Source organism: Thermatribacter velox, from assembly GCF_038396615.1.
In the GTDB taxonomy this organism is placed as follows: domain Bacteria; phylum Atribacterota; class Atribacteria; order Atribacterales; family Thermatribacteraceae; genus Thermatribacter; species Thermatribacter velox.
On record NZ_CP121689.1, the window covers coordinates 1,688,290 to 1,710,225 of the forward strand.

The window sequence follows — 21,936 nt, forward strand, 5'->3', positions numbered from 1 at the left end:
TTGAGGACTTGGTCCTGTGGTCAATCAATGACACATCGGTCTCTTCCACAATAAGGAAGTTGTGTCGCTCTACTAATTGACCTTATTGCGCTCACCAGGCCTAAAGGGGATATTTTTTGGGATTATATAATTTAATTTCACGACTGCCTTGGCAAGCCCTGTTAGCCCTCTTTCCAAGCAGACAGGATTTTTGCAACCAGGCCCTATTTTCACGCTTTTCTTCTCTTCGTTGCCCAGGCCCTGAAGCTTTCAAAAAGAAGCTATCTTCAAACCCAGTTTTTTATACTCTAACGAACAATGCAATCTCCTTCGGCCACCCAAAGATAGCGCCAGCCCCTTAAGGATTAACAGTAACTCCCCATAAGACTACCCCTTTCCAAAAACCCAAAAAATAAAGACCCGGAGTGTATAAACACCAGTAAGCCGGTAAAAAATCACCAACACGGTGCAATATTCTTTAGTAAGAGGTAAAATAACCTGTAAGCAAAAAGCTTGAGGTGAAAGGTGCCCAATCCTTTGCAAAGCGGAATTGACAATTTGGAAGCGCTCTGCAGGCGCTGGTTCGAAAAGCGCGAAAAGAAGGCTTCTTTGGAAAAGGCGCTCCATGCTTTTCTGCTTGACCTTTTCATCCCCCGTGGGGCACTCCTTAGGGGCGAGATTGAGTCCCAAGGACTGGTGCGCGTTGAAGGCGAGCTGCGAGGTGTCCTCCTTTGTCCGGTGCTTTATGTTGCCGAAGGAGCAAAGGTCGTCGCAGAGGTGAAAAGCGATTTTGTGTACCTTGCCGGTAGTATGCGGGGCATAGTGCGTGCCAGCTACCTCTACCTACCCTCCAGTGGGGATTTTCAGGGAGATATATTCGTGCGGGCTTTCTGGGCAGAAAGCGGAGGGAAACTCAAGGGAAAGGTGGTCATCGAAGACCATGGAAAAGCTCAGGGAAGCGAAACTCAACCTGGGGAAGCTGGACCCCAAGCTTCTTGAAAAGTTGGTACTCAAGCACCAGGGAGCAGAGCGCCCGGAAGTGGTTTTTGCGGGCTCGGTAGGCCGGGACTGTGGCATTTTGCGCTTTGGGGAGGTATTGCTTGCCCTAAGCTGCGACCCCATCACCGGTACCGCCCAGGGGATTGGCACCCTGGCACCGCATGTTGTGGCCAACGACCTGATATGCGCTGGAGCCGAGCCGGTGGGGGTTTTGCTCAGTCTGCTTTTCCCTCCCCTCACTACCCCTCAGGAAGTGGCCCTGGTCATGGAAGAAATTGACCAGACCTGCCGTAAACTGGGGATAAGCATTCTGGGCGGACACACCGAAATCACCGATGCGCTGAGTCGGGTGATTGTCCACTGCGCCGGAGTGGGCAAAGTCCTGCTCAACCCTCCACCAGACCCCACCCGTATTCAGCCCGGAGACTGCATCCTGATGACCAAAGGCGCCGGCATTGAGGGCACTGCCATCCTGGCCCGGGAAAGAGAAGAGGAGCTGCGCACAGCCATCCCAGAAGAGCTTTTGCGCCGGGCTCAATCTCTGATAGAGCAAATCAGCGTGGTTGAAGAAGGAAAAGTAGCCCTGCGCTTTCCAGTGCACTGCCTGCACGATGCCACCGAAGGGGGCATTCTGGGCGGTGTATGGGAGGCGACTGAAGCAGCAAGATGCGGTTTTTACCTTGAAGAAGAAAAAGTCACCGTGTACCCGGAAACCGAAGCTCTGGCCCGCCATTTCCAGATTGACCCCCTGACCCTGATTGGAAGCGGTTCGCTGCTCATTTTCACCGACCATCCCGAACCACTCCTTTTTGCTTTGCGGGAAAAAGGCATCACTGCCTCCTGCATCGGCAAAGTCACCGCAAAAGACACTCGTTGTATTAAGCGTAAAAACGGAAAAGAGGAGGAAATACGAGAATGTCCTCAGGATGCACTCTGGAAAATCAGCGAAGCTACGCGCAAAGAATAGGTACTGCCCTTTTCCCTCGCCGGGGCTTTCTCTGGGGAGCGCTGGGAATCCTGGTTTTTCTCTCTGCCCATCCCACTCCGCAGCTTTTCAAAACCGGGATTCTTTTGATCGTTGCAGGCACTGCTCTTCGTGCCTGGTGCGCTGGCTATATCAAAGCCCACCGGGGCAAGATGCATAACGTGCGGGAGCTTCTCACCTGTGGGCCTTACGCCCATTTGCGTAATCCTCTGTATCTTGCCAACGGGATAATAGGAAGCGGGGTAGTCTTTCTCTCCGGGAAGCTTTTCTGGTTTTTATTCTTCATTCCGTTTCTTTTTCTGCTTTACGGTTTCATCGTGAGCGCTGAAGAGGCTTTTCTCAGCGAGCGTTTCGGGAGCGAATACCAAAAATACGCAGAAGCGGTGCCTCGCCTCATTCCCCGGCTCACTCCCTACCCGAACAGGAAGCACTCGCCCTTCTCCTGGCATGCATTTCTAACCAGCGAAATTCACACCCTGGTTACCTTTTTACTGGTGATACTCCTTTTCTATCTCCGGGGGACTTCCCTTTTCTCTTTCTTGAACCGCTTCCACCTCTTCTGAGGGAGCAAGGTCCACAAAAAGCCGCACATCGTGTAGCACAATTCCCGTCTGGCGCTCAATGCGCTCCTTGATACGGTTTTGGACCAGGGAAGAAAGCTCTGGAATCACCGTATCCGGCTTAACCAGGAGCTTCACCACCACTGAAGGGCCTTGAGCAGCGCTTTCTACCTGGGGGTCGATGGAAACAATACTTGGTATATCTTTGAGAGCCTCGCGGGTAAGCGCCCTGATGGAAGCAAAGGAAATGCGGATTTTTCCCTCTCCGGTGTCAAAAACCAGATGCTCCTCCTTCCTGCGCAAAAGGAGCAGGCGAAACACAAAGCAGGCTGCAATCAGGAAAAGCGCACTCAGCAGAACACCCAGGAACTGCTTGAAAAGCCCTCCAGTAAAGAAAAAGTACACTGCTGTAATCGCTCTCTGGATAGAAAGCAGGGGAACGACGCCTAAAATCAGCAATAAAAGCTCGACACCCAAAAATACCAGAATGACCCCAATCAAAAAAGTGAAAAATTTACCCCAGAAAGGCCTCATTTGCCTCCCTCCTTTTCCTTCTTTTTAACCTGGTTAGCACTCCCTCCAGCACGCAGCTTATCGATGAGCATTGATGCTTCCTGGCTGGTGAGCTGAGCAATCTTCTCCTCATCGATTTTTTTACCCTGGGCCCGCAAAAGGTCGCGGATAAAAGCCTTTTGCTTCTCAGTTGCCAGGCGGGCCACCCGCTCGCCGTGCTCCTCCTCTTCTTGGTAAAGGTAAAGCCCCACTCCCAAAAGCGTGGCACACTTTTTAAGGGCATCGGAAGCGGCAGCTTTGAGGTCAAAGCCAAGGTCCAGGGGTCTGCCTGATGCATCCAGGGTGATGTTTTTGAAGCCGAACTGCTCCTTCACCACACCTTCACACTGCAGCCTCCCTAAGACCCAGATATAGCCGTTTTCAAGGTCGATTTCCTTTTCCCGGATTTCAAAAGACCAGTCGCCGTCGAAGGCTTCGTTCAGCCGCTGAATGACCGAGGCAGTCTCCACGTAGTGCAGTTCCTCACCGCTTGGGCCAGGGCGGGTTTTCACTTCTTTTTTGGTGAAGCGGCGCTCCAGAATCTCCCGATTCCTCATTCCCCATCACCTTCTTTAAGCATTTTCTGATATACCACAACGTCCACAAACTTCCCAAACTTGTAGCCCACTTCCTTGAGCTCACCCCGCCGCACAAATCCCGCTTTCTCGTGGAGCATCACGCTGGCCAAGTTTTCGCTGGCGATGAAGGCCAGGATGGAATGGTAAGAAAGCTCCCGGGCATGGGCGATGAGCGCCGAAAGCAGGACAAAGCCAATGTTCCGGCGACGGCTGTCCCGGCGCACATACACCGAATCAGTAACCGTGTAGCGATAGCCTTCGCGGTCAGAGTAAGGGTTCAGGGAAGCCCAGCCCAGTATCTCCCCTTCTTCCTCAAACACAAGAAGCGGATAGCGCTCATCGTGCTCGGCAAACCACTTCTTCTGCTCTTCCTCAGAACGGGGGAAAATGTGAAAAGTGGCCAGGCTGTTGAGCACTGCCTCGTTGTAAATGGCCGTTATGGCAGCAAGGTCTTCCGGTTTCGCTCTTCGGACACAATAAATTTTCTCTCGCATGGCCCTTATATTGTAAGACTTTTTAGGCAATGTGAAAAGAAGCAAGCCCTGCAAGCGAAGGCATGCTAAATCCATCTGGGTATTCCCCATCCGTTTTTACTATTACATTACTCTCCTCGTGGTTCCACCTCGAAACACCAAGTAGGCACGCCGGTTTCCTCTTTTCAAAACTTACACCAGCCAGGCTGTGTCTTTATTATAACCTCCTTCGAGAGATACCTCTCAAAATCCGTTCCCAGAAACCCTTTACACATATCAAAAAACAATATCTTTTATAACGAAGACATGCGGAAAATTACTCTTAAGTGCCTAAAGCAGTCTGAAGCGGACCTTCAGACTGCTTTAGGCAACCTCAAAAACAAACATTGTGAGTGGGCTTTCAGGCTCAGCAGAGTGGAGAAAAAGCCCTGAAGGTTTACCTTTACGATAAAGGGTACACTTCCATCATAACCCATTCCTTGAAAGAACTGGTTCGTGAATGCACAAGACTTGATGTCACTTTCAACCAGTTACCCCACAAAGCAAAGAAATTGGACATGTTCTACCATTCCCACTCGAGAACCAAAACGGCCTTTCCGGTGATGTAGCTTCCGCAGAGTTTTACGAAGAGGAGGATTCAAAAGCATGCATAAGCTCCGCCGAGTTGATCCTGCAGACCGTGAAAAGCTCATTAAAAAAGCTTATTAAATCAGTAAAGGAGTTTGCTCAAAAGCTTAAAGCCCTTTTTCCAATAGAAAAAATCTACCTTTACGGCTCGGTAGCGCGGGGTGAAATTCACGAGGGAAGTGATATTAACCTCATTCATTGTCGGCAACTTTAAGGAACGCTTCTTCGAGCGCATGGGCTTGATTCTGGAGCTTCCTGAGCTCCCCATAGAACCCCTGGTTTACACCCAAGAAGAGTTCAAAGCCCTGCAGGAAGAGGGCAATCCCCTCATCAAGGAAGCCCTCTGCAGTGGTGTGGAGCTTTAGCAGGTTCTCACACCCCGCGTAGTGCTTTCAACTTCTTTTTGCGGTACATTCTGCCATCGGCAAGCTCCAGGAGCTTATCGATATCTGAAGCATCATCAGGAAAAGAGGCGATGCCGTAGCTAAAGTCGAGGGTGATTCCTTCAACAAACTTTTTGGTACGGAATTCAGCATGAATGCGCTCCATGATTTCTTCTACTTGCTGGTGGCTTAATCCGGGAAACACAAAGCAAAACTCATCTCCCCCGTAACGGGCGACCAAATCTTCTTTGCGAATGTGCTTTTCAAACCAGATACCAATACGCTTCAAGCACCTGTCCCCCTCGCTGTGGCCTAAAAGATCGTTAGCTTTTTAAACTTATCAAGGTCTACAAAAACCAGCGAAAAAGGCACCTTATCCTCTATCAATTCTTTTAAGCGGTCCTCAAGATATCTACGGTTGGGAATTCCAACCAGAGGGTCAATCTGAGCCAGCCTTTCTGCTTTCTTCTTCTCCCTTTGCAGCTCCTTTTCGCGCTCGCTCAAGGCTTCAACCATGCGGGCAAAATGTACCGAGAGAAGACCAATTTCATCGTTCCTTCCTACTGGAAGCTGCAGGGAATATTCACCAGAGGCTACCTGCTCAGAGGCTCGATACAGATTCCGTAGAGGGCGCAGAACCACTCTTTCAAAAACATAATTCAAAAGAAAAAGCAGGAGCCCAAATCCCACTCCCAGAAAAAGCAGCACACTCCCTGCCCACCTGCTTACCCGAAGCGGTATTTCATAGCGCCTGCGCAGCAGAAACTTCTTTAAAGGTTCCCCGGATTCTCCAGTGACTTCACAAACAGCGTAAAGGTACCCTCCCTCGGTAAAAGCACTCTTATGCTGCCAGTGGGAGGGCAACTCCAACCATTCAGGTGGCAGTTCTCCAGAAGAAACATCCACAATGTCACACCCCAGAATTTGCGACCATTCTTCAAGTAGCTCTACATCGATGGGCTTTGCAAAACTTAAAAAAGCTCCATACTCTTTGTCCCCTTCGTCATTGGTCACCGGAGCGGTAACCACCATCCAGAGGTCCTCACCAGAGAGCAAAAACACTGCCCCGGAAAGAGAAGATGGAGGAAACTTGCCGGGCCGAAGCGGCCAGTTGGGTGAGGCAGTGATTATTTCTCCGCTTTCGGTGACCAAAAGCACCGAATAGCCAAACTGCTCCCGTACCCAGGGCTCCAGGTTCTCCTCAATCCATCCCTCATCGCGCTCCACAACCGCCTTTTCCCCCAGTTCCGCCCACATGCTGTAATCCGGAATGTGATTCTCCAGCCGATTTTTCTCTTTCTCAAGAAGGAGGTTAAAAGTGTTGCGCAACCTTGCTGCTTCCTGCAGAGCCTCCTCCTACGAATAATTATGGTATAAACTTAAACAGGGACAGAGAACCATCGCTATCCTAAGCCTTAGAGCTTCAAGAGGAGTCTGTTCCCCGTCCCTAAAGTCCCTATTGGTTGATTTGGCTACCAAGCCACTGTCAAGCGGGAGATAGGACTTGGGACGAAAAACCAAAAATAACTTTTGCGAGGTCTGGCCATGAACAAAAACTCCTGGCAGTATTTCATAGGCATTGATGTTTCCAGGGACAGGTTCAACTATGTAATCATTGATGCTTCTTTGCAGGTGCTCAGTGAAGGTCAACTGAATATGAACTTGGAAGGATTCACTGCCCTCAGCCAGCTTATTAGCTCCTATCCCAACTCCCTGATTGGTGTGGAGTCTACTGGGAGTTACCACCTTAACCTCCTGGCCTTCCTGATTACCAACCAGTACCCGGTGGCACTCATCAACCCCGCCCTCATCAAAAAGTTCTCTCAGAGCATCACCCTGCGCAATACCAAAACTGACCGCATTGATGCCCTCACCATCGCCAGGTTTCTGCTCAAACACCTGGAAGCGATTCCTCACTTCATCCCTGACAAGCTGGATGACCTGGCTGCCCTGGCCAGGGTGAGGGAAAGCCTCACTCAACAGATTGCCAGAACCAAGACCCAGCTCAAACAACACCTGGTGGTGGTCTTCCCGGAACTGGTGGCTCACCGCAACATCTTCACCGATTTCCTGCTCTCGGTACTTGAAGAATTTCCCACTCCCCATTCGGTTCTCAAAGCCTCCCCAGGCAGAGTGAAGGCTGTCTTCAGAAAGCTCAAAGCAAGAGGAAGAAAACCATCTCTCAGTGCTGAACAGTTCTTGGAACTTGCCAGAGATTCCATCGGTATCTCCACCACCAACTATGCCCTGATCATCAAACATGAAGTGGAGATGCTCCGGTTCCTCAACCAGAAGCTCCAGGAGATTACCAAACAGTTCATCGAGGAAATCCAAAAGAACCAGAAAGACAACTTGGAACTCCTCAAATCCATCAAAGGAGTCAGTGATATCACCTCGGCTCATTTTCTGGCTGCAGTCAAGGATATACACAGGTTTGAGAACCGAAGGAAACTGACTGCTTATGCAGGTATTGACCCTTCTATCAGACAGTCTGGTTCCCTGTATGCTCGAGGTGGAATCAGCAAGAAGGGCTCTAAGTCTTTGCGGAGATGTCTCTATCTCATGGCAAGTGGAGTTATGCGCTGCAATGAGTACTTTAGAGCTTATTACTTGAAAAAGAGAGGTGAGGGAATGCCCCACAGAAAAGCCATGATTGCCCTCTGTAACAAGCTGTTGAGAGTTATCTTTGCCATGCTCAGGAAAGGTGAAAAATTTGTTCCAGTTACACATTATTTATAGTTGACTCCTTTAAAAAAGCATTCAATCTAAAAAACAAAATTATAAAAAGTGAAAGCGCAAGGCAAGCAGTAATGAAAACACCGGACAAAATCAACTTACTTTTAACGGTCATCGCACTTCATCCCTCACCAAAGGCTTACCAAAAAAATCGACAACGCTTTCAAAGCTCTTCATCTTCTCCCTGTGCGCCATCTTCAAAGAAGGCAAAGGGAAGTCCTTTCTTCTTGGCCCGGTACATGGCAAAATCCGCCCTTCTCAACAATTTTTCCAGACTTTCTCCGTCTTCAGGGTAAACAGCAATTCCCACATTGGCTGAAACCGTCAGGTTATTCCCCTGCCACTCAAGTGGTTCCCTTATGGAAGCAACAATCCTTTCAACAATGGTGCTCACTGAGCCCCGGTCAATTCCGTATAATACTATAACGAACTCATCTCCTCCTATCCGGGCCAGCACATCATTCTCCCTCAAGTTCTTTTGCAGGCGCTCTGCAATCACCTTCAAGGCGGTATCCCCGGCTTCGTGACCAAAGCGGTCGTTGACCTCCTTAAAGCCCTGAAGGTCCAGATAAAGCACAAAAGCCGGCTTTTTCTCCCGACGAGCCAAAGCCAAAACTTTCCCAGCCATCTCCTGAAACGCTCGCTTGTTAAGCAAATCCGTAAGCGGGTCGTGGCAGGAGAGATGCTCAAGGAGCCTTTTTTGTTCTTCAAGCTTTTCTTCAAGCCGCAGGCGCTCCAAAATCACGCTGATTTGGTCGGCGAAAAGTTGAGCAATTTCGATTTCCCCAGGGCCAAAGGCTTCAGGGTCTTCCAGGTTGTCCAGGTTGAAAAAACCCACGATTTCCCCTTCTAAAACCAAAGGTACCGAGAGGGTTGCCCTGATGGTGCCATCTCCTCCAGACTCAGTAAGTAATTCCAGCTTCTCCTTAGAAAGCCTGGACCGATTCAGCTCATCCAGGTTCCTGACCACCTTCACCTCTGGGGTCATTTCCCGGGAAAGTTCCTCTTCAGTGAGAGCAACCTGGGCCAGCTTTTCCAGGTCGTAGCCCACCGCTGCCCGGAAAACAAAAACCTTTCCTTCTTTTAAAAGCAGCGACCCTCTCTGGGCACCGGGAACCAGCTCCACGGCTTTCCTTAAAATATGGGCATAATCGAACCTGTGGTCTGGGTTAAGCAAAGCCTTTATAAAGTTCAACATCTCCGCAAGAATCCTGCTTTTCCTATCCAGTTCCTGGGCTTGAAGGGAAAGACGTTCCTCAAAATTCCTTCTCTCCCAGAGAGCACTCACCTGTCCAGCAAAAAGCCGCAACAGCTCAACTTCAGAGGGAGAAAAAGCCTCTTCTCTTTCCAGGTTATCCACACTCAAAACCGCCCGAAGCTCCCCGGAAACGTTGATGGCCACAGAGAGAACACACCTCACCCGTTCAAAACGCAACTTATCAAGGAGTGCACGCTCTGCCTCATCGCTCAGGCAAAGTGCAAAGAGCTTTTTCAGGTCCGCAAGCACCACCGGCTCTCCCTGAACGATGACCGCACACTCTGGATGTGCCTCAACTTTTTTCAGCTCAAAGCGGAAGGCTTGCAGGGCTTCCAGGGGATGGCCCAGCGCAGCCTCAAAAACCAGGAAATCTCCCCGGCGCCCAAGCACCGTCCCTCCCTGAGCATGGGGAATCAGCGCCACCGCTTTCTCCAGGATTTCTGCATAGCTCAGGTTATACCCCGGGCGCAGGACAGCTTGCAGAAACTCGTTCATCATTCGGAGCGCCCGGATTTCTCGCTCATATTCTTCACGCAGCTTGCGCTCAATATCCAGCTCTTTTCGGTAGCTTGAAAAAAGCGACCAAAAGGCAAAAACAGCACCCGCAAAAAGCGAAATCAACCACCTCCAGATACCGTACAGCCCACGCTCCAGCCCGCTGTATGCAGCCCGCAGGCCGAAGGCAAAAGGCTTCCCACCCTGAGGAACGATTTTGACCGTTTCCTCCATGCCCAGGCGATGCAGTACGAGCTGAGGGTCGATGACCGCTTCAACCACCCGGTCTTTCACAAAATCCTGACCTTCTGCGTCAAAAACCAGAAAATGCACCCGCAAAAGCCCTTCCCGGGCTTGAATCCGATAAGCATTGGGAAAGATCTCCCCAGCGTTTGCTTCTACCACAAAAGCGTCCAGAATTTCAGGGTTTGACTTCTTGAAGGCAGTGAGTTCTCGCTCATTAAGCCAGACGATATCTTTGGCCAAAGCGGTGTAGAGTAAAACGTTTTGAAAATACCTTACGGACCAATGCTCTGCTTCGTGCTTTACAAAATTAGCAAAGGTCTGTGCGGAAGCATGCAGGCGCTCGGAAGCGATGCGGCGCTCAAAAAGGCTGAAAAGCGCAAAGGCTAGCGAAAAGCCCAGCACAAAGAAAAGCACAAAACGCAAAAGTGGGAATTTTACACGCAAAGTAGTATCCAACCTTTCCAGAACTGGCTTTTACCCTAAGAGGTTATCAAGCAGCATCATTATACCAAAACCCGCAATCAGCGCATAGGTCGAAAAGCGGGCTGACTTTCCGTGATGGGTTTCAGGAATGATTTCGTCGCTGATTACAAAGAGCATGGCTCCTGCAGCAATGGCCATTCCCCAGGGCAGGAAAAAGTGCATGATGGAAACCAGGCCTGCTCCCAGAACTCCCCCCAAAGGCTCCACCAAACCGGTCAAAAAAGCATAAAAGAAGGCCCTGGAGCGCGGATAGCCAACCCCAAGTAGCGAAATGGCCACCGCCATGCCTTCGGGGATGTTCTGGATGCCTATGGCCGTGGCCACGGTAACCCCATCGCTCACGTTGCCGGTCCCAAAGCTCACGCCTACTGCCAGACCCTCAGGAAAGTTGTGGAGCGTGATGGCAATGACAAAAAGCCAGATTTCGCGCAGCTTGCTCCTTGGACCCTCCAGACCCTTTTCAAAGTGCTCGTGGGGCAGGAAACGGTCCATAAGGTCAAGGAGCAAAACCCCCAGGACCACACCACCTAAAGCCACCCACACCCCTCCGTATTCAATAGCCGGAATTAAGAGGCTAAAAGCAGTAGCTGCCAGCATCACCCCAGCCGCAAAACCCAGCAGCTCATCACGAAAGCGATGGGAAACCGCACTCAGAGACGGAAAAAGGACCGGTATACCACCAAGACCCGTGGCTAAACCAGCCAGAGTGCTTCCCAGAATGCCCCACCAGAGAATGCTCACCGCTTAAACCTCCAGAAAGGACTTTTCAATAGGGTATCCAAAAAGCAAAAAGAAAGCAAGAAGAATATGATGAAAGCGGATTAAAGAAGCAAAGCACGCTGCAGCGCCCAGGGTAAAGGTAAAAAGAAAGGGAGCTCCCACAAAAACTCAAAAACACTGCCCACACCGAAAATGGAGCAAACACTACCATGGCTCTAAAACACCACGCCTGAAGCTATGGGTGCTTTCTTTTCCTCTTCACCATTTTCGCTCTCATAGCGCACCGCCAGCGAGCGTCCTCCTTCCTCATAGAGGGCCTGGTTGTTTTTCACCTTGAGGCTCATCGACCCTACCTCCTTTCTTTTGGTTTTTCCACTTATATGTATCGGCAAAAAGCAAAATATCTTTAGGGGTTAACCGTAAAAATTGCACCGGAAACCCTCAAAAAAGTGGCGGGCTTTCTCTCAAGAACTTTTCCACTTCCCCAAGGCGCGGAAAAGCCGGGAAGGCTCCCCGCCTGCTTGCCGTGAGTGCCCCACAGGCAGCACCAAAAAGGACCGCTTCCCTGAAAAGCGAAGGTGGAATCGCCAAGCCCTTGCGCATGCTTTCTTTGAGAAGCACCCGGAGTACACCCGCACAAAAGGCATCCCCGCAGCCCACGACATCTGCAACTAGCACCGAAAAAGAGGGTAACTTGCCTTGCGTCAAAGCGCTGGCAAAGAAGACTCCGCCCTCTCCCAGGGTAACCGCCAGATTCCGCACTCCCTGAGCAAGTAAAACTTCCGCTCCCGGCTCCAGTTCCTGCTTTCCGCTCAAAAGAAGAAATTCCTCATAGTTGAGCTTCAAAAAGTCCACCTCAGGAAGCAGTGCCCAGACCACCTTTCGTGCCTCATCGGGCCCCTCCCAGAATGCCGGGCGGTGGTTAAAATCGAAAAAAACGAATATGTCCTGTTCTCGAGAGTGGCGCAGGACAGCTTCGGAAACTTCCCTAATTGGGGCAGCGACGAAATCCAAAGATACAAGATGCACTACTCGCGCATACTGAAAAAGCGTCCAGTCCACATCCTGAGGGGAAAGGTCCAAATCAGAGCGTGAATAGCGCAGGTAATAAGGGTCTTGCTTGCCAAAGACAAAGGTCAGGGAAGTGCGTTCCCTGCTTGAAAAACAAAGCTTCTCTTCCACGCCCTCGGCCCGTAAAGCATCGCGGAGAAACTCCCCAAAAGGGTCGGCTCCAACCTTTCCCATGACAGCGCTCGCCACGCCAAGGCGGGCCAAAGCCACCGCTACGTTGACTGAAGCACCACCCGGGAAAAAGGAAAAAGAAAGTGGACTTTCCCTTATCTGGAAAGCATCCACTACCACCTCACCCAGAGAAACCACATCAAAGCTTCCGCAAGCTGCATACTGCATGGTCTGTTCACTCCTCAGTTTCTGAAAACACCTCCCCAGAACTTCTGGTGCTCACCTAAATGCTCGGAATAAGCCCACTTCATAATAGCATACAGCTGTGGAAGCCGGAGAACGCCAAAACAACCCTAAAGCCCAGCTTGAGACAACGGGAGAAAGGCAACAATGCACCAACAGTAGCCCAAAAAACGGTGGACAAACTTAAATGCTATCCACCTTGTATAGAAAAAAATAATCGAGCAGGGATCAAGAAAATGTGGAGAGAATGGGCCTTCCCCTCCTTTTTTGAAAACTTTCTTCAATATCCGGTTATTTTGAAAGCAGAGCACACATTAGCACAAAGGGAACAACCATCACACCTGGTATAATCAATGATAAGACCCTCTTTATCACTCCAGGAAAGGGCAGCAAAGCCAATATCTCGGCAGATAGCCACACAGAGACGGCAACCACTGCATCGTTCTCGAACCAGAACAGGAAAGACTCTTTGTTCGCGAGGTAACAGTGCATGAGTTGTAAGCCTGGAAAGCGCCTGGCCTCTGAGTTCTTCAATGCTGGTGACACCTTTGGAAGCAAGGTAGGTTTGCAGACCGCGAATCAAGGTATCAATCATTCCGAGTCCTCTTATCATCACTTCGGTACAAATCTGCACAGTGGTCGCACCAAGCAGGATGTACTCCACAGCCTCCTGCCAGCCTCGGATGCCACCCATCCCAGAGATGGGCAAATCACAGCTCTGGGCAATCTGAGCCACGCAGCGCAGGCCAATAGGCTTGACTGCTGGGCCGGAAAGCCCACCGAAGGTTGATTGACCCCCTACCGAAGGTAACGGCCGCAAGGTTTCCAGGTCAACACCAATGAGAGCGGAAACAGTGTTGATGGCCGCCAGACCATCAGCACCACCCTCCATGGCAGCCCTGGCCACCCTACCAATGTCGGTTACATTAGGAGTGAGCTTGACAATAACCGGAATATCTACCGCTTCTTTAACCCATGAGGTGATGGTACGCGTAAGGTCTTCATCCTGGCCAATAGCTGAACCCATGCCCCTTTCTGGCATACCGTGAGGACAGGAGAAATTCAGCTCCAACGCATCAGCACCGGCTTTCTGTAAAACCCAGGCTATATCCTGCCAGGCTTTCTTTTCCACCTCAGCCATTATGCTGGCAACCAAAACACGGTCTGGAAAAGACTGCTTAATGCTTTCGATTTCTTGAACCCACACCCTCAGTGGGCGTGGACTGATCAGTTCGATGTTTTCGAAAGCTACAATGTCACCACCCCTACCGCGCAATGAAGCAAAGCGGGGAGAAACATCCTCAACGAGCATTTCTTCCGGACCAATGGTTTTGGTGACCGCCCCAGCCCAGCCCAGAGCAAAAGCACGTTTAATTAGTTCACCATTTGAAGCAGGTGGTCCTGAGGCCAACAAAAACGGGTTGACAAACCTCAATCCACAAAAATCCACAGCAAGTTGAGCCTTTGCCTCTTTAACTGGCACTGAACGCACCTCCATCAGTAAGTTTTTAATTACCTTTCAGGCCTTGGTAGGCCTCCCAATAAAGAGTAATTACGTCGTCCATTTGCGGACGACGTGGGTTAAACTGAGTACTCTGAGCTTCCAGAGCATCTTTGGCCATAATTTCAAAACTTTCCTCTTTCACTCCAACCTGTTGCAAGCTCCGTGGAATGCCAATATCTAACACCAGATTACGCACGGCTTGCACCGCTTTTAAACTGGCTTCCCGGATGCTGAGCCCGACGGTTTCTTCGCCCAGAGCATGAGCGAGAACAGCAAAGCGCTCCGGACAGGCCGGGCGGTTGTAAGCCATGACGTGGGGCAAGAGCAGAGCGTTGGCCAAACCGTGGAGAACACCAAAGTACACACCAAGTGGTCGCGACATAGAGTGAACCAAAGCCACTGAAGCATTGCTGAAAGCCAAACCAGCACGGTACTGCCCCAAAAGCATTGCGCTTCTTGCCTCAACATCCTGGGGATTATACACAGCTTGAGTTAAATTAGCTGCAATCAACTCCACAGCAGAAAGAGCCAGAAGATCGGTGTCTGGCTGAGCTCGGGTGGACAGATAGGCTTCGATGGCGTGAGTCAGGGCATCCATACCGGTAGCTGCGGTGACTTCATGAGGCATGGAAACGGTGAGTAAGGGGTCCAATAACGCTATTTTGGGAATGAGATAAGAACCTCCCAACACCATTTTAACTTTGCGGTCGAGATCGCTGATAACTGAGAAACGAGTCACCTCGCTACCTGTACCAGCCGTTGTCGGTATGGCAATCAAAGGCAAAACAGAATTAACCGGAGCTTTCCTTTCATAATCGCTGCAGCGACCAGGATTTGTGGCCAAGAGAGCAATCGCTTTAGCTGCGTCTATGACGCTACCACCACCCAGGGCAACGACGACCTGAGCCTGAAACTCTCTGGCCAGGTCGGCACCCCGGTGGACTGTATCGGTACTCGGGTCAGATTCCACACCTTCAAAAATGGAAACAGTAAGACCGCTTTGCACCAGCGCTTCAACAACCTGATCCAGGGCTCCCGTGCGGCGAGCTGACCCCTTTCCAACAACGAGCAGAACTCTTTCACCCCAACGCCTCGCCTCCTCACCAACTTCAGAAGCGACTCCACAACCAAAAATTATTTTCTCCGGGCATTGGAACACAAAAGCCATTCGCAATCATCCTTTCTGTAAGCTCGCGTCCTTTTGGACGAAGCAATCAGCAATCTCCAGCGCTTGATCAATTTTTTCAAAACCCCAGCGAATCTCATCAGCAGTAATCAGGAGCGGAGGGGCAACAAACATATAGTTCCAGCGAATATACATCGAAAGGCCGTCAGCCCAGAGCTGTTTGCTTATTTCAGCCATCACACCTGGAGGTCCATTCCAGGGCACCAGGGGTTCTTTGGTAAACCGATCCTTGACCAGTTCAATGCATCCGAAAAGACCAATATTCCGCACGTCACCCACACAGGGATGCCTCTCTTTCAACTTAGCCATCTCCGCACTCACAACCGCGCCCATCTTTCGGGCGTTGTCAATCAAGCCCTCCTCTTCGTAAACACTAATGCAGGCCAGTGCAGAAGCACAAGCTAGAGGATGTCCACTGTAAGTGAGACCGCAATAAAGCATGCGGTTATCAAAAAACTCAGCAATCCGATCAGAAACAGCCACGATGCCAAGAGGAACGTATCCAGAATTACAGCCTTTGGCCATGGTGATGATATCGGGCTCAATATCAAAATAGTTAACCCCAAACCAGTAACCCGTGCGACCAAACCCGGTCATCACTTCATCAGCAATGAGCAGTATGCCAAACTCGTCGCAAATCTCTCTTATCCGCCGACCATACTCTACCGGTGGGATAAAAACCCCGTTGCTCCCGGTTACCGGCTCCATGATTATCGCTGCCACCGTGTTTGGATTTTCGTAAAGAATCACCTCACGAACGTGTTCTGCACACTCCAGGTTGCATTCCGGATAGCTCTTCCCAAAAGAGCAGCGGTAACAGTAGGGATCAAAAACACGCACGATGCCGGGAATACCCGGCTCCACAGGTGGGCGGCGCGGGTCACCAGAAACGGATATGGCCCCATAAGTGGCCCCATGGTAAGACCGATAACGAGAAATGATTTTGTGTCGCCCTGTATAAGCACGGGCAATCTTTATCGCGTTCTCGTTCGCATCAGCTCCTCCGGTGGTAAAGAAGCACTTGGCAATCCGGGGAGGAGTTATTTCTACAATTTTTCTGGCCAGCTTACCTCGCACATCATTGGCAAACGAAGGGGCTATGTAGCAAAGCTTCTCAGCCTGTTCCTTGATCGCTTCCACTACCCTGGGATGTTGAAAGCCAACATTCAGGTTAACCAGCTGGGAAGCAAAGTCCATATAGCGATTACCCTTTTCGTCCCAAAACCAAACCCCTTGCCCCCCGGTGATTACCGGAGGGTTAACCTTGCTCTGCACCGACCAGGAATGTAAAACATACTTTCGGTCATTCAGATAGGCCTCACTGCATTGATCGGTAATAAAAATTTTTTCCATCTGCGCTCTTCTCCCCATCGTCTTTATGGTAAAAGCCTGATGATGTCTTCGTAAGTCTCAGGTCGTCGGTCACGGTAAAACTGCCACAAGTTGCGCACTTCCTTAATCATGCTTAAATCCAAATCAGCCACCACCACTTCATCCTGGTCCCGGCTGCCAATGGCCAGAAAGTTACCACGAGGGTCCACAAAATAACTTTGTCCGTAAAACTCGCCTATGTTCCATGGTTCCTCCCAACCCACACGATTCACAGCCCCGGTGAAGAAACCGTTAGCGACGCTATGGGCTGGCTGTTCCAGTTTCCAGAGATACTCCGACAAACCAGCTACAGTTGCAGAAGGGTTAAAAACGATTTCGGCTCCATGCAAGCCCAGAATACGGGCTGGTTCAGGAAAATGTCGGTCATAGCATATATAAACGCCAATCCTGGCGTAGGCAGTGTCGAAAACCGGATAACCCAGGTTACCCGGCTTGAAATAAAATTTTTCCCAGAAACCAGTATTAGGATTTTCCCCAGCCTGTACGTGCGGGATGTGGTTCTTACGGTATTTACCCAAATATTTACCATCAGCATCAATGACTGCTGCTGTGTTGTAATACACGCCGGGTATGCTCTCTTCGTATACAGGCACAATGAGCACTATCTGATGTTTCCGGGCCAGTTCCTGCATAAGTTTGATGGTGGGACCATCAGGAACAGGCTCAGCAGCTTCGTACCACTTGGTGTTTTGCTCAGCACAGAAATAAGGACCAAAGAAGAGCTCCTGTAGGCATACGATTCTACATCCCTGTGTGGCAGCTTGTTCTATGAGAGGCAAATGTTTGGCAATCATTGCCTCTTTGTGCTTGGTAACCGGTTCATCACCATGCAAGGGATGGTGTGCCTGAATAAGACCGCAACGAATTACTCTGGACATCAACAATTCCTCCTTCAACTAAGTTTGATAAATACATCAAAATTGAGGCAACCTGCGGGCCACAAAACGACCATGTGTAAAATCACCTGTAAAAATGCCGTTTTCAACAATGACGCGTCCCCGACTGATGGTAGTAACTGGATAACCCTTTACCCTAAGACCTTCGTAAGGGCTGTAATCGGTACACATATGCAGATCCTGGTAGCTGAGAACCACTTCTTTGTCCGGATCGAAAATCACAATGTCAGCGTCATAACCCACAGCCAACGACCCCTTGTTAGGCAGTCCAAACAAGCATGCCGGGTTAGTCGAGAGCACCTCCACCATGCGATTAAGACTTATTCGACCCTTGAGTACGCCCTCCGAATAAAGCAAGGGTAAAGTGGTCTCAACACCGGGCGCTCCGTTAGGTATCTTTGTAAAATCCCCCAACCCCAGCTTTTTCTGCTCCATCGTAAAGGGACAATGATCCGAACCCACCACCTGCAGGTAACCATCTCGCAGGCCTTTCCAGAGGGCCTCGTTATCAAAAGCGGTTCGCAACGGAGGCGACATCACATATTTGGCACCTCCAAAATCAGGCTCCAGATAACAGTCAGCTGTGAGCAAAAGATACTGAGGGCAGGTTTCAGCGTAAACGGGCATACCCCGCTCCCGACCAGCCACTACTTCGTCGAGAGCTCTACTACAGGTGAGGTGGAAAATATATAGCTTTCCACCAACCGCTTCTGCCAAGCGTATCGCGCGACTAGTAGCTTCAGCTTCGCACCAATCGGGACGTGAAACAGCATGGTACTGAGGAGCAGTTTTACCTTCACTGAGGAGCCTGGCAGTCAGGTAGCCGATAATCTTATGATTTTCAGCATGCACCCCTACCATGCCGCCACTATCCGTGGTCTTTTCAATGATGGAAAGTAGAGTCCCATCATCGACAACAAAAGCATCGTAAGTCATAAACAGCTTGAAGGTGGGGCAACCATTGCTAATTACCTCCGGAATCTCTCTGAGCACTTCCTCCCGGGCGTCAGTAATACCCACGTGGAGGCCGTAATCGATGCAAACCTTACCATCCGCTTCAGCCCGCCTGCGGGCAATGGCATCAGCCAAAGACTCGCCCTTCATCTGGATGGCAAAATCGACAATAGTGGTAACCCCACCGAAAGCCGCGGCTTTGGTGCCGCTGGAAAAATCATCAGCAGAAACCGTGCCTCCGAAAGGCAAAGCCAGGTGCACATGTCCATCGATGATACCTGGCATCACATATTTGCCAGTGGCATCAATCACCCGGGCTTCCGGGTCTTCGAGTTTCTCAGCAATGGCTACGATTTTTCCACCAGCTACACCAACATCAGCCAGGTAAGTCTCTTTTGCTGTTACCACGGTTCCATTCTTTATGATTAGCTCCATCATCTTCCCTCCAATCCTTCTAAAGCTACCTCCGCAGTTTGTGAAACAGTCTCTGTGGTCTTTTTAAGGTCGGTAATGGCTCTAAATTCTTCATCAGAGAGAACACTCCCGTGACCGCGCATCAGATACCAGTAGGATGCTGCCGAAACAAACAGACCAACTATCCACGCATTGTCAGTGAGAAAGCCCAAAGCCGGGATAAATCTTCCGGAAAGGGCCACAAGAATCCCCAGTCCCAGCGCGATTATTGCTCTAAGGTTTATTCCCTTACTGTAATGGTAACGACCACTTGCTTGATATAAATCAACAAGATCGATTTTCTTCTGGCGCACCAGCCAGTAATCAGCAATGGCCACACCGTCCAGTGGCCCCAAAAAAGCAGCGTAGGTACCCAGCCAGCCAAAAATGTAAGCAGCATAGTTGGCCAGAAGCGCCCATGGTTGCATTGCAATGCCTATGATGCCGGTTACGATCGCTCCCAAGCCAAAAGTAAATTTGCGAGGAAACAGGTTTTCAATGGCCCGGGCCGGAGCTACAACATTTGCAGCGATATTCGTGGTGATGGTAGCCAGAACGATGCCAACCGTACCCATAGTGACCACCAGAGGAGGGAACTTGCTGAGCAAAACCACGGGGTCCCAGATGGCCTCGCCAAAAACGACTACCGTAGCCGAAGTAACGGCCACTCCAATGAAAGAAAACAGCCCCATGGTAGTGGGAAGACCCATTATCTGGCCCAGGATCTGAGCCTTCTGGCTCTTGGCGTAGCGCGAGAAGTCAGGGATGTTCAAAGCCAGAGTCGACCAGAAACCAATCATCCCAGTTAGGGCTGGAAAGAAAACAGCTAGAAATTCTCCCGTTGTCTTGAACTTAGACGGGGCTGAGAGCATTGGTCCAAAACCACCTGCGGCCTTGTAAGCCCAAACCAAAAGGCATAAACCAAGCGCCAGAAGAAGCGGTGCACCCCAGGACTCCAGAGACCTAATTGCTTCTGGTCCCTTATAGCCAATCCAAACGTTAAGCGCCCAGAATGCCAAAAAAGCGATGGGAAGATGTAAAGGAATGTTCGCCCATCCCGACCAGAGGGACGAAAGTAAAGCGTCTAGGGCTGAACCTCCAATCCAGGTCTGGATACCAAACCAACCAGCGGCAACTATAGCACGCATCAGGGAAGGAATGTGGGCTCCTTTGGTTCCAAACCACAAACGGGCAAAGACAGGATAGGGAACACCGTATCTTGTCCCGGCATGAGCATTCAGTATCATCGGGACAAGAACAATAGCGTTGCCCAACACAATGGTCAACACAGCCTGCCACCAGTTCATACCAGCAGCAATCAGCCCACTGGCCAGAGTATAAGTGGGAATGCATACCGACATTCCAATCCACAGTGAAGCCATGTTGTAGGCACTCCAGGTTCTTTCTTCAGCACGTGTTGGTCGAAGATCTTCGTTGGAATAATCGCTCTTTCGCAGCTCAGCCATGCCCTCATTAGAAAGGAGCACAAAGTCTCCCCGCTCATATTGCTTCTTAGTCATATCCAGCCTCACTCCTTTTTGTCTACCGCAGGAAGCTTAAAACCTCTTTTTGCTTTGAGACGACTTTCCCGCGGTACTTCGGATAATTCCTCAAAAACAAAAAACGCCTTCCCCAGGCACCAATGCCTGGAAAAGGCGTCTCCGCTAAACTAACCACTTTGTTGTTTTTGTTGCCTTCTATCCAGCAACAACCCGAGCCAAACGCTGGCCCGGCTTAAAACACCCTGTAAGTCCGCTGCGACCCTGCCCGGTCGCTCTGCTTTAAAGGCTAACACCCTTTTTGGAGAAAGTCCATATTACATCGGCACAAAAAAGAAGTGTATATTTTGTACAATTGGTCCAAATACGTTCAATACAGCTTTAGAAACTTGCCGATGGCAAGTGCTGTGGCCATCGTCATGCGATCATGAGCGTTGTTTAAATCCATCCTGGTAAGCTCTTCAATTCGGTGCAGTCGGTACCGCAGTGTGTTTTTGTGAATAAAAAGCTGCTGGGCTGCTCTTTGCAAATTGCCGTTATACTGCAGATAAGCATCCAAAGTCTCCAGTAGATGTGGGTCGCTTTCTGCAAGCCTGCCCAGTGTGTCTTTAAAACAACTCTTCAACTCTTCCCGATCAGAAACCATGAAGAGAACTCGATACAATCCGATCTGTACATAATCCAAAGTGGTATTTCCCCCAAAAATGCACTGACAAACAAACAGCGCCCTTCGAGCTTCAGTATAACCGCGTGCAGCATCCTGCAAACCCTGGCAAAGTTTGCTCACACCCACACTAACTGTAGAACCATACTCCTCAGCCTGCACACGTTCCCTGATTTTATCCGCTATCCCTCGAATATCCTTTCTTGCAGGTTCTTGATATCCAAGAAATACAATAACCTCCTCATCTTTCACAGCTACCAGTGATGCCGCTCCTTCACGCCGACATATATCCACTACAAGGCGCTGAAGGGTGGTTTTTAAAAAATAGTCCCCTTCCCTGCCCACAAAATCCTGCTTCTGCAAATGTTCCTTCCCTTTATCAACGCCCACAACCATCACCAGGTAACCACGGGTGAAATCAAATCCATAAGACCTGGCCCGGTTGACTACAATTTCCTCGCTGATCATCCGTCCGTTAATCAGGGTCTCTACCAAATCGAGTACCGCCCGATCTCGAATAGCCTCAGCAACAATCCGTTTACACAGTGCTTCAGTAACGTCAACAAGCTTTACTTCCCACGGTAGCTCGAGAATAGGAAAATTCAGACGATCTGCAAGGTGCAGCACTTCAGAAGGCAAAACACGGACATAGGGACCCACGTTAATGACTAAACCAGCCACGTTCTTGGCCACCAAACCCTCGATCAAATCACAAAGGCTCTTTGGATCCTTGTTGAGGCCGATTCCAGTAACAAAGAGCAATTCCCCTCCACGAACCCAATCAGCAGGAGCCGGCACATCCACCACATGCACCCAGCGAATAACGCGGTTCAATCCCCCTTGCCCCGCCACAACTCTGGCACTTTTGAACTCATCCAAAGACAAGGCC

The 21,936-nt window shown here is 50.2% G+C and carries 21 protein-coding genes and 1 pseudogene; 7 read left to right on the plus strand and 15 right to left on the minus strand.

The window, feature by feature from the left end; genetic code table 11:
• Positions 1 to 504: 504 nt before the first annotated feature.
• From QBE54_RS08345 to QBE54_RS08355, 3 genes are read left to right on the plus strand one after another with little or no spacing between them, the layout of a single operon-like run.
• Positions 505 to 978, plus strand: coding sequence for a polymer-forming cytoskeletal protein (locus QBE54_RS08345; protein ID WP_369017737.1), 474 nt, complete (start codon positions 505 to 507; stop codon positions 976 to 978).
• A complete protein-coding gene (locus QBE54_RS08350) occupies positions 920 to 1,945 on the plus strand; it encodes an AIR synthase family protein (protein WP_369017738.1) in 1,026 nt (341 codons plus the stop codon). The genes QBE54_RS08345 and QBE54_RS08350 overlap by 59 nt, the downstream gene beginning before the upstream one ends.
• Positions 1,894 to 2,526, plus strand: coding sequence for an isoprenylcysteine carboxylmethyltransferase family protein (locus QBE54_RS08355; protein ID WP_369017739.1), 633 nt, complete (start codon positions 1,894 to 1,896; stop codon positions 2,524 to 2,526). Before QBE54_RS08350 ends, QBE54_RS08355 begins: the two co-directional genes overlap by 52 nt.
• Here the strand turns inward: QBE54_RS08355 and amaP are convergent.
• From amaP to QBE54_RS08370, 3 genes are read right to left on the minus strand one after another with little or no spacing between them, the layout of a single operon-like run.
• Positions 2,452 to 3,057 carry an alkaline shock response membrane anchor protein AmaP gene (gene amaP, locus QBE54_RS08360; RefSeq protein WP_369017740.1) on the minus strand — a complete coding sequence of 202 codons (606 nt, stop codon included), beginning with the start codon at positions 3,055 to 3,057 and terminating at the stop codon, positions 2,452 to 2,454. The two genes, QBE54_RS08355 and amaP, sit on opposite strands and share 75 nt — an antisense overlap.
• On the minus strand, positions 3,054 to 3,632 hold the full coding sequence (locus QBE54_RS08365; protein WP_369017741.1) for a Rad52/Rad22 family DNA repair protein: 579 nt from the start codon (positions 3,630 to 3,632) through the stop codon (positions 3,054 to 3,056). Before QBE54_RS08365 ends, amaP begins: the two co-directional genes overlap by 4 nt.
• Positions 3,629 to 4,222, minus strand: a complete 594-nt coding sequence (locus QBE54_RS08370; protein ID WP_369017742.1) for an N-acetyltransferase family protein — start codon at positions 4,220 to 4,222, stop codon at positions 3,629 to 3,631. Before QBE54_RS08370 ends, QBE54_RS08365 begins: the two co-directional genes overlap by 4 nt.
• Before the next feature lie 296 nt (positions 4,223 to 4,518).
• On the opposite strand from QBE54_RS08370, the gene QBE54_RS08375 reads away from it, so the two are divergent.
• The 3 genes from QBE54_RS08375 (at position 4,519) to QBE54_RS08385 (ending at position 5,118) form a co-directional block, all read left to right on the plus strand.
• Positions 4,519 to 4,734, plus strand: a complete 216-nt coding sequence (locus QBE54_RS08375) for a HEPN domain-containing protein (protein WP_369017743.1) — start codon at positions 4,519 to 4,521, stop codon at positions 4,732 to 4,734.
• 71 nt (positions 4,735 to 4,805) lie between these two features.
• Positions 4,806 to 4,967, plus strand: coding sequence for a nucleotidyltransferase domain-containing protein (locus QBE54_RS08380; protein WP_369017744.1), 162 nt, complete (start codon positions 4,806 to 4,808; stop codon positions 4,965 to 4,967).
• Entirely contained in the window at positions 4,933 to 5,118 is a 186-nt protein-coding gene (locus tag QBE54_RS08385; protein ID WP_369017745.1) for a hypothetical protein, read from the plus strand. The genes QBE54_RS08380 and QBE54_RS08385 overlap by 35 nt, the downstream gene beginning before the upstream one ends.
• Before the next feature lie 7 nt (positions 5,119 to 5,125).
• Here the strand turns inward: QBE54_RS08385 and QBE54_RS08390 are convergent.
• Positions 5,126 to 6,393, minus strand: a pseudogene (locus tag QBE54_RS08390) (diguanylate cyclase).
• Positions 6,394 to 6,681: 288 nt separating this feature from the next.
• On the opposite strand from QBE54_RS08390, the gene QBE54_RS08395 reads away from it, so the two are divergent.
• Positions 6,682 to 7,875, plus strand: a complete 1,194-nt coding sequence (locus tag QBE54_RS08395; protein ID WP_369017746.1) for an IS110 family transposase — start codon at positions 6,682 to 6,684, stop codon at positions 7,873 to 7,875.
• A gap of 160 nt (positions 7,876 to 8,035) precedes the next feature.
• Here the strand turns inward: QBE54_RS08395 and QBE54_RS08400 are convergent, their stop codons facing one another.
• The 11 genes from QBE54_RS08400 to QBE54_RS08450 form a co-directional block, all read right to left on the minus strand.
• On the minus strand, positions 8,036 to 10,315 hold the full coding sequence (locus tag QBE54_RS08400) for a diguanylate cyclase (RefSeq protein ID WP_369017747.1): 2,280 nt from the start codon (positions 10,313 to 10,315) through the stop codon (positions 8,036 to 8,038).
• A gap of 30 nt (positions 10,316 to 10,345) precedes the next feature.
• The gene (locus QBE54_RS08405) at positions 10,346 to 11,095 is read right to left on the minus strand and encodes a ZIP family metal transporter (RefSeq protein WP_369017748.1); all 750 of its coding nucleotides are present in this window, start codon (positions 11,093 to 11,095) and stop codon (positions 10,346 to 10,348) included.
• A gap of 194 nt (positions 11,096 to 11,289) precedes the next feature.
• Positions 11,290 to 11,418, minus strand: coding sequence for a hypothetical protein (locus QBE54_RS08410; protein ID WP_369017749.1), 129 nt, complete (start codon positions 11,416 to 11,418; stop codon positions 11,290 to 11,292).
• A 97-nt stretch (positions 11,419 to 11,515) separates the two neighbouring features.
• Positions 11,516 to 12,484 (minus strand): carbohydrate kinase family protein, encoded by a 969-nt coding sequence (locus tag QBE54_RS08415; protein ID WP_369017750.1) that lies wholly within the window; start codon positions 12,482 to 12,484, stop codon positions 11,516 to 11,518.
• Between the two features lie 295 nt (positions 12,485 to 12,779).
• Complete coding sequence (gene preA / locus QBE54_RS08420; RefSeq protein ID WP_369017751.1) at positions 12,780 to 13,982, minus strand: NAD-dependent dihydropyrimidine dehydrogenase subunit PreA; 1,203 nt, start codon at positions 13,980 to 13,982, stop codon at positions 12,780 to 12,782.
• A 25-nt stretch (positions 13,983 to 14,007) separates the two neighbouring features.
• On the minus strand, positions 14,008 to 15,171 hold the full coding sequence (locus tag QBE54_RS08425) for an iron-containing alcohol dehydrogenase family protein (protein ID WP_369017752.1): 1,164 nt from the start codon (positions 15,169 to 15,171) through the stop codon (positions 14,008 to 14,010).
• A gap of 6 nt (positions 15,172 to 15,177) precedes the next feature.
• Positions 15,178 to 16,542 (minus strand): aminotransferase class III-fold pyridoxal phosphate-dependent enzyme, encoded by a 1,365-nt coding sequence (locus QBE54_RS08430; RefSeq protein ID WP_369017753.1) that lies wholly within the window; start codon positions 16,540 to 16,542, stop codon positions 15,178 to 15,180.
• Positions 16,543 to 16,565: 23 nt separating this feature from the next.
• Positions 16,566 to 17,459, minus strand: coding sequence for a nitrilase-related carbon-nitrogen hydrolase (locus tag QBE54_RS08435; protein WP_369017754.1), 894 nt, complete (start codon positions 17,457 to 17,459; stop codon positions 16,566 to 16,568).
• A 36-nt stretch (positions 17,460 to 17,495) separates the two neighbouring features.
• A complete protein-coding gene (hydA, locus tag QBE54_RS08440; RefSeq protein ID WP_369017755.1) occupies positions 17,496 to 18,866 on the minus strand; it encodes a dihydropyrimidinase in 1,371 nt (456 codons plus the stop codon).
• Entirely contained in the window at positions 18,866 to 20,350 is a 1,485-nt protein-coding gene (locus tag QBE54_RS08445) for an NCS1 family nucleobase:cation symporter-1 (protein WP_369019423.1), read from the minus strand. The genes hydA and QBE54_RS08445 overlap by 1 nt, the downstream gene beginning before the upstream one ends.
• Positions 20,351 to 20,753: 403 nt before the next feature.
• Positions 20,754 to 21,926 (minus strand): PucR family transcriptional regulator, encoded by a 1,173-nt coding sequence (locus QBE54_RS08450; protein ID WP_369017756.1) that lies wholly within the window; start codon positions 21,924 to 21,926, stop codon positions 20,754 to 20,756.
• Between the last annotated feature and the right edge of the window lie 10 nt (positions 21,927 to 21,936).

What these genes read in the sequence shown, in the direction of transcription:
- QBE54_RS08430 (WP_369017753.1), bottom strand. Translation starts at nt 16,542, where the DNA reads ATGGAAAAAATTTTTATTACCGATCAATGCAGTGAGGCCTATCTGAAT.
- QBE54_RS08350 (WP_369017738.1), top strand. Translation starts at nt 920, where the DNA reads ATGGAAAAGCTCAGGGAAGCGAAACTCAACCTGGGGAAGCTGGACCCC.
- hydA (WP_369017755.1), bottom strand. Translation starts at nt 18,866, where the DNA reads ATGGAGCTAATCATAAAGAATGGAACCGTGGTAACAGCAAAAGAGACT.
- QBE54_RS08445 (WP_369019423.1), bottom strand. Translation starts at nt 20,350, where the DNA reads ATGGCTGAGCTGCGAAAGAGCGATTATTCCAACGAAGATCTTCGACCA.
- QBE54_RS08415 (WP_369017750.1), bottom strand. Translation starts at nt 12,484, where the DNA reads ATGCAGTATGCAGCTTGCGGAAGCTTTGATGTGGTTTCTCTGGGTGAG.
- QBE54_RS08355 (WP_369017739.1), top strand. Translation starts at nt 1,894, where the DNA reads ATGTCCTCAGGATGCACTCTGGAAAATCAGCGAAGCTACGCGCAAAGA.
- QBE54_RS08425 (WP_369017752.1), bottom strand. Translation starts at nt 15,171, where the DNA reads ATGGCTTTTGTGTTCCAATGCCCGGAGAAAATAATTTTTGGTTGTGGA.
- QBE54_RS08410 (WP_369017749.1), bottom strand. Translation starts at nt 11,418, where the DNA reads ATGAGCCTCAAGGTGAAAAACAACCAGGCCCTCTATGAGGAAGGAGGA.
- QBE54_RS08365 (WP_369017741.1), bottom strand. Translation starts at nt 3,632, where the DNA reads ATGAGGAATCGGGAGATTCTGGAGCGCCGCTTCACCAAAAAAGAAGTG.
- amaP (WP_369017740.1), bottom strand. Translation starts at nt 3,057, where the DNA reads ATGAGGCCTTTCTGGGGTAAATTTTTCACTTTTTTGATTGGGGTCATT.
- QBE54_RS08370 (WP_369017742.1), bottom strand. Translation starts at nt 4,222, where the DNA reads ATGGATTTAGCATGCCTTCGCTTGCAGGGCTTGCTTCTTTTCACATTG.
- QBE54_RS08435 (WP_369017754.1), bottom strand. Translation starts at nt 17,459, where the DNA reads ATGTCCAGAGTAATTCGTTGCGGTCTTATTCAGGCACACCATCCCTTG.
- QBE54_RS08395 (WP_369017746.1), top strand. Translation starts at nt 6,682, where the DNA reads ATGAACAAAAACTCCTGGCAGTATTTCATAGGCATTGATGTTTCCAGG.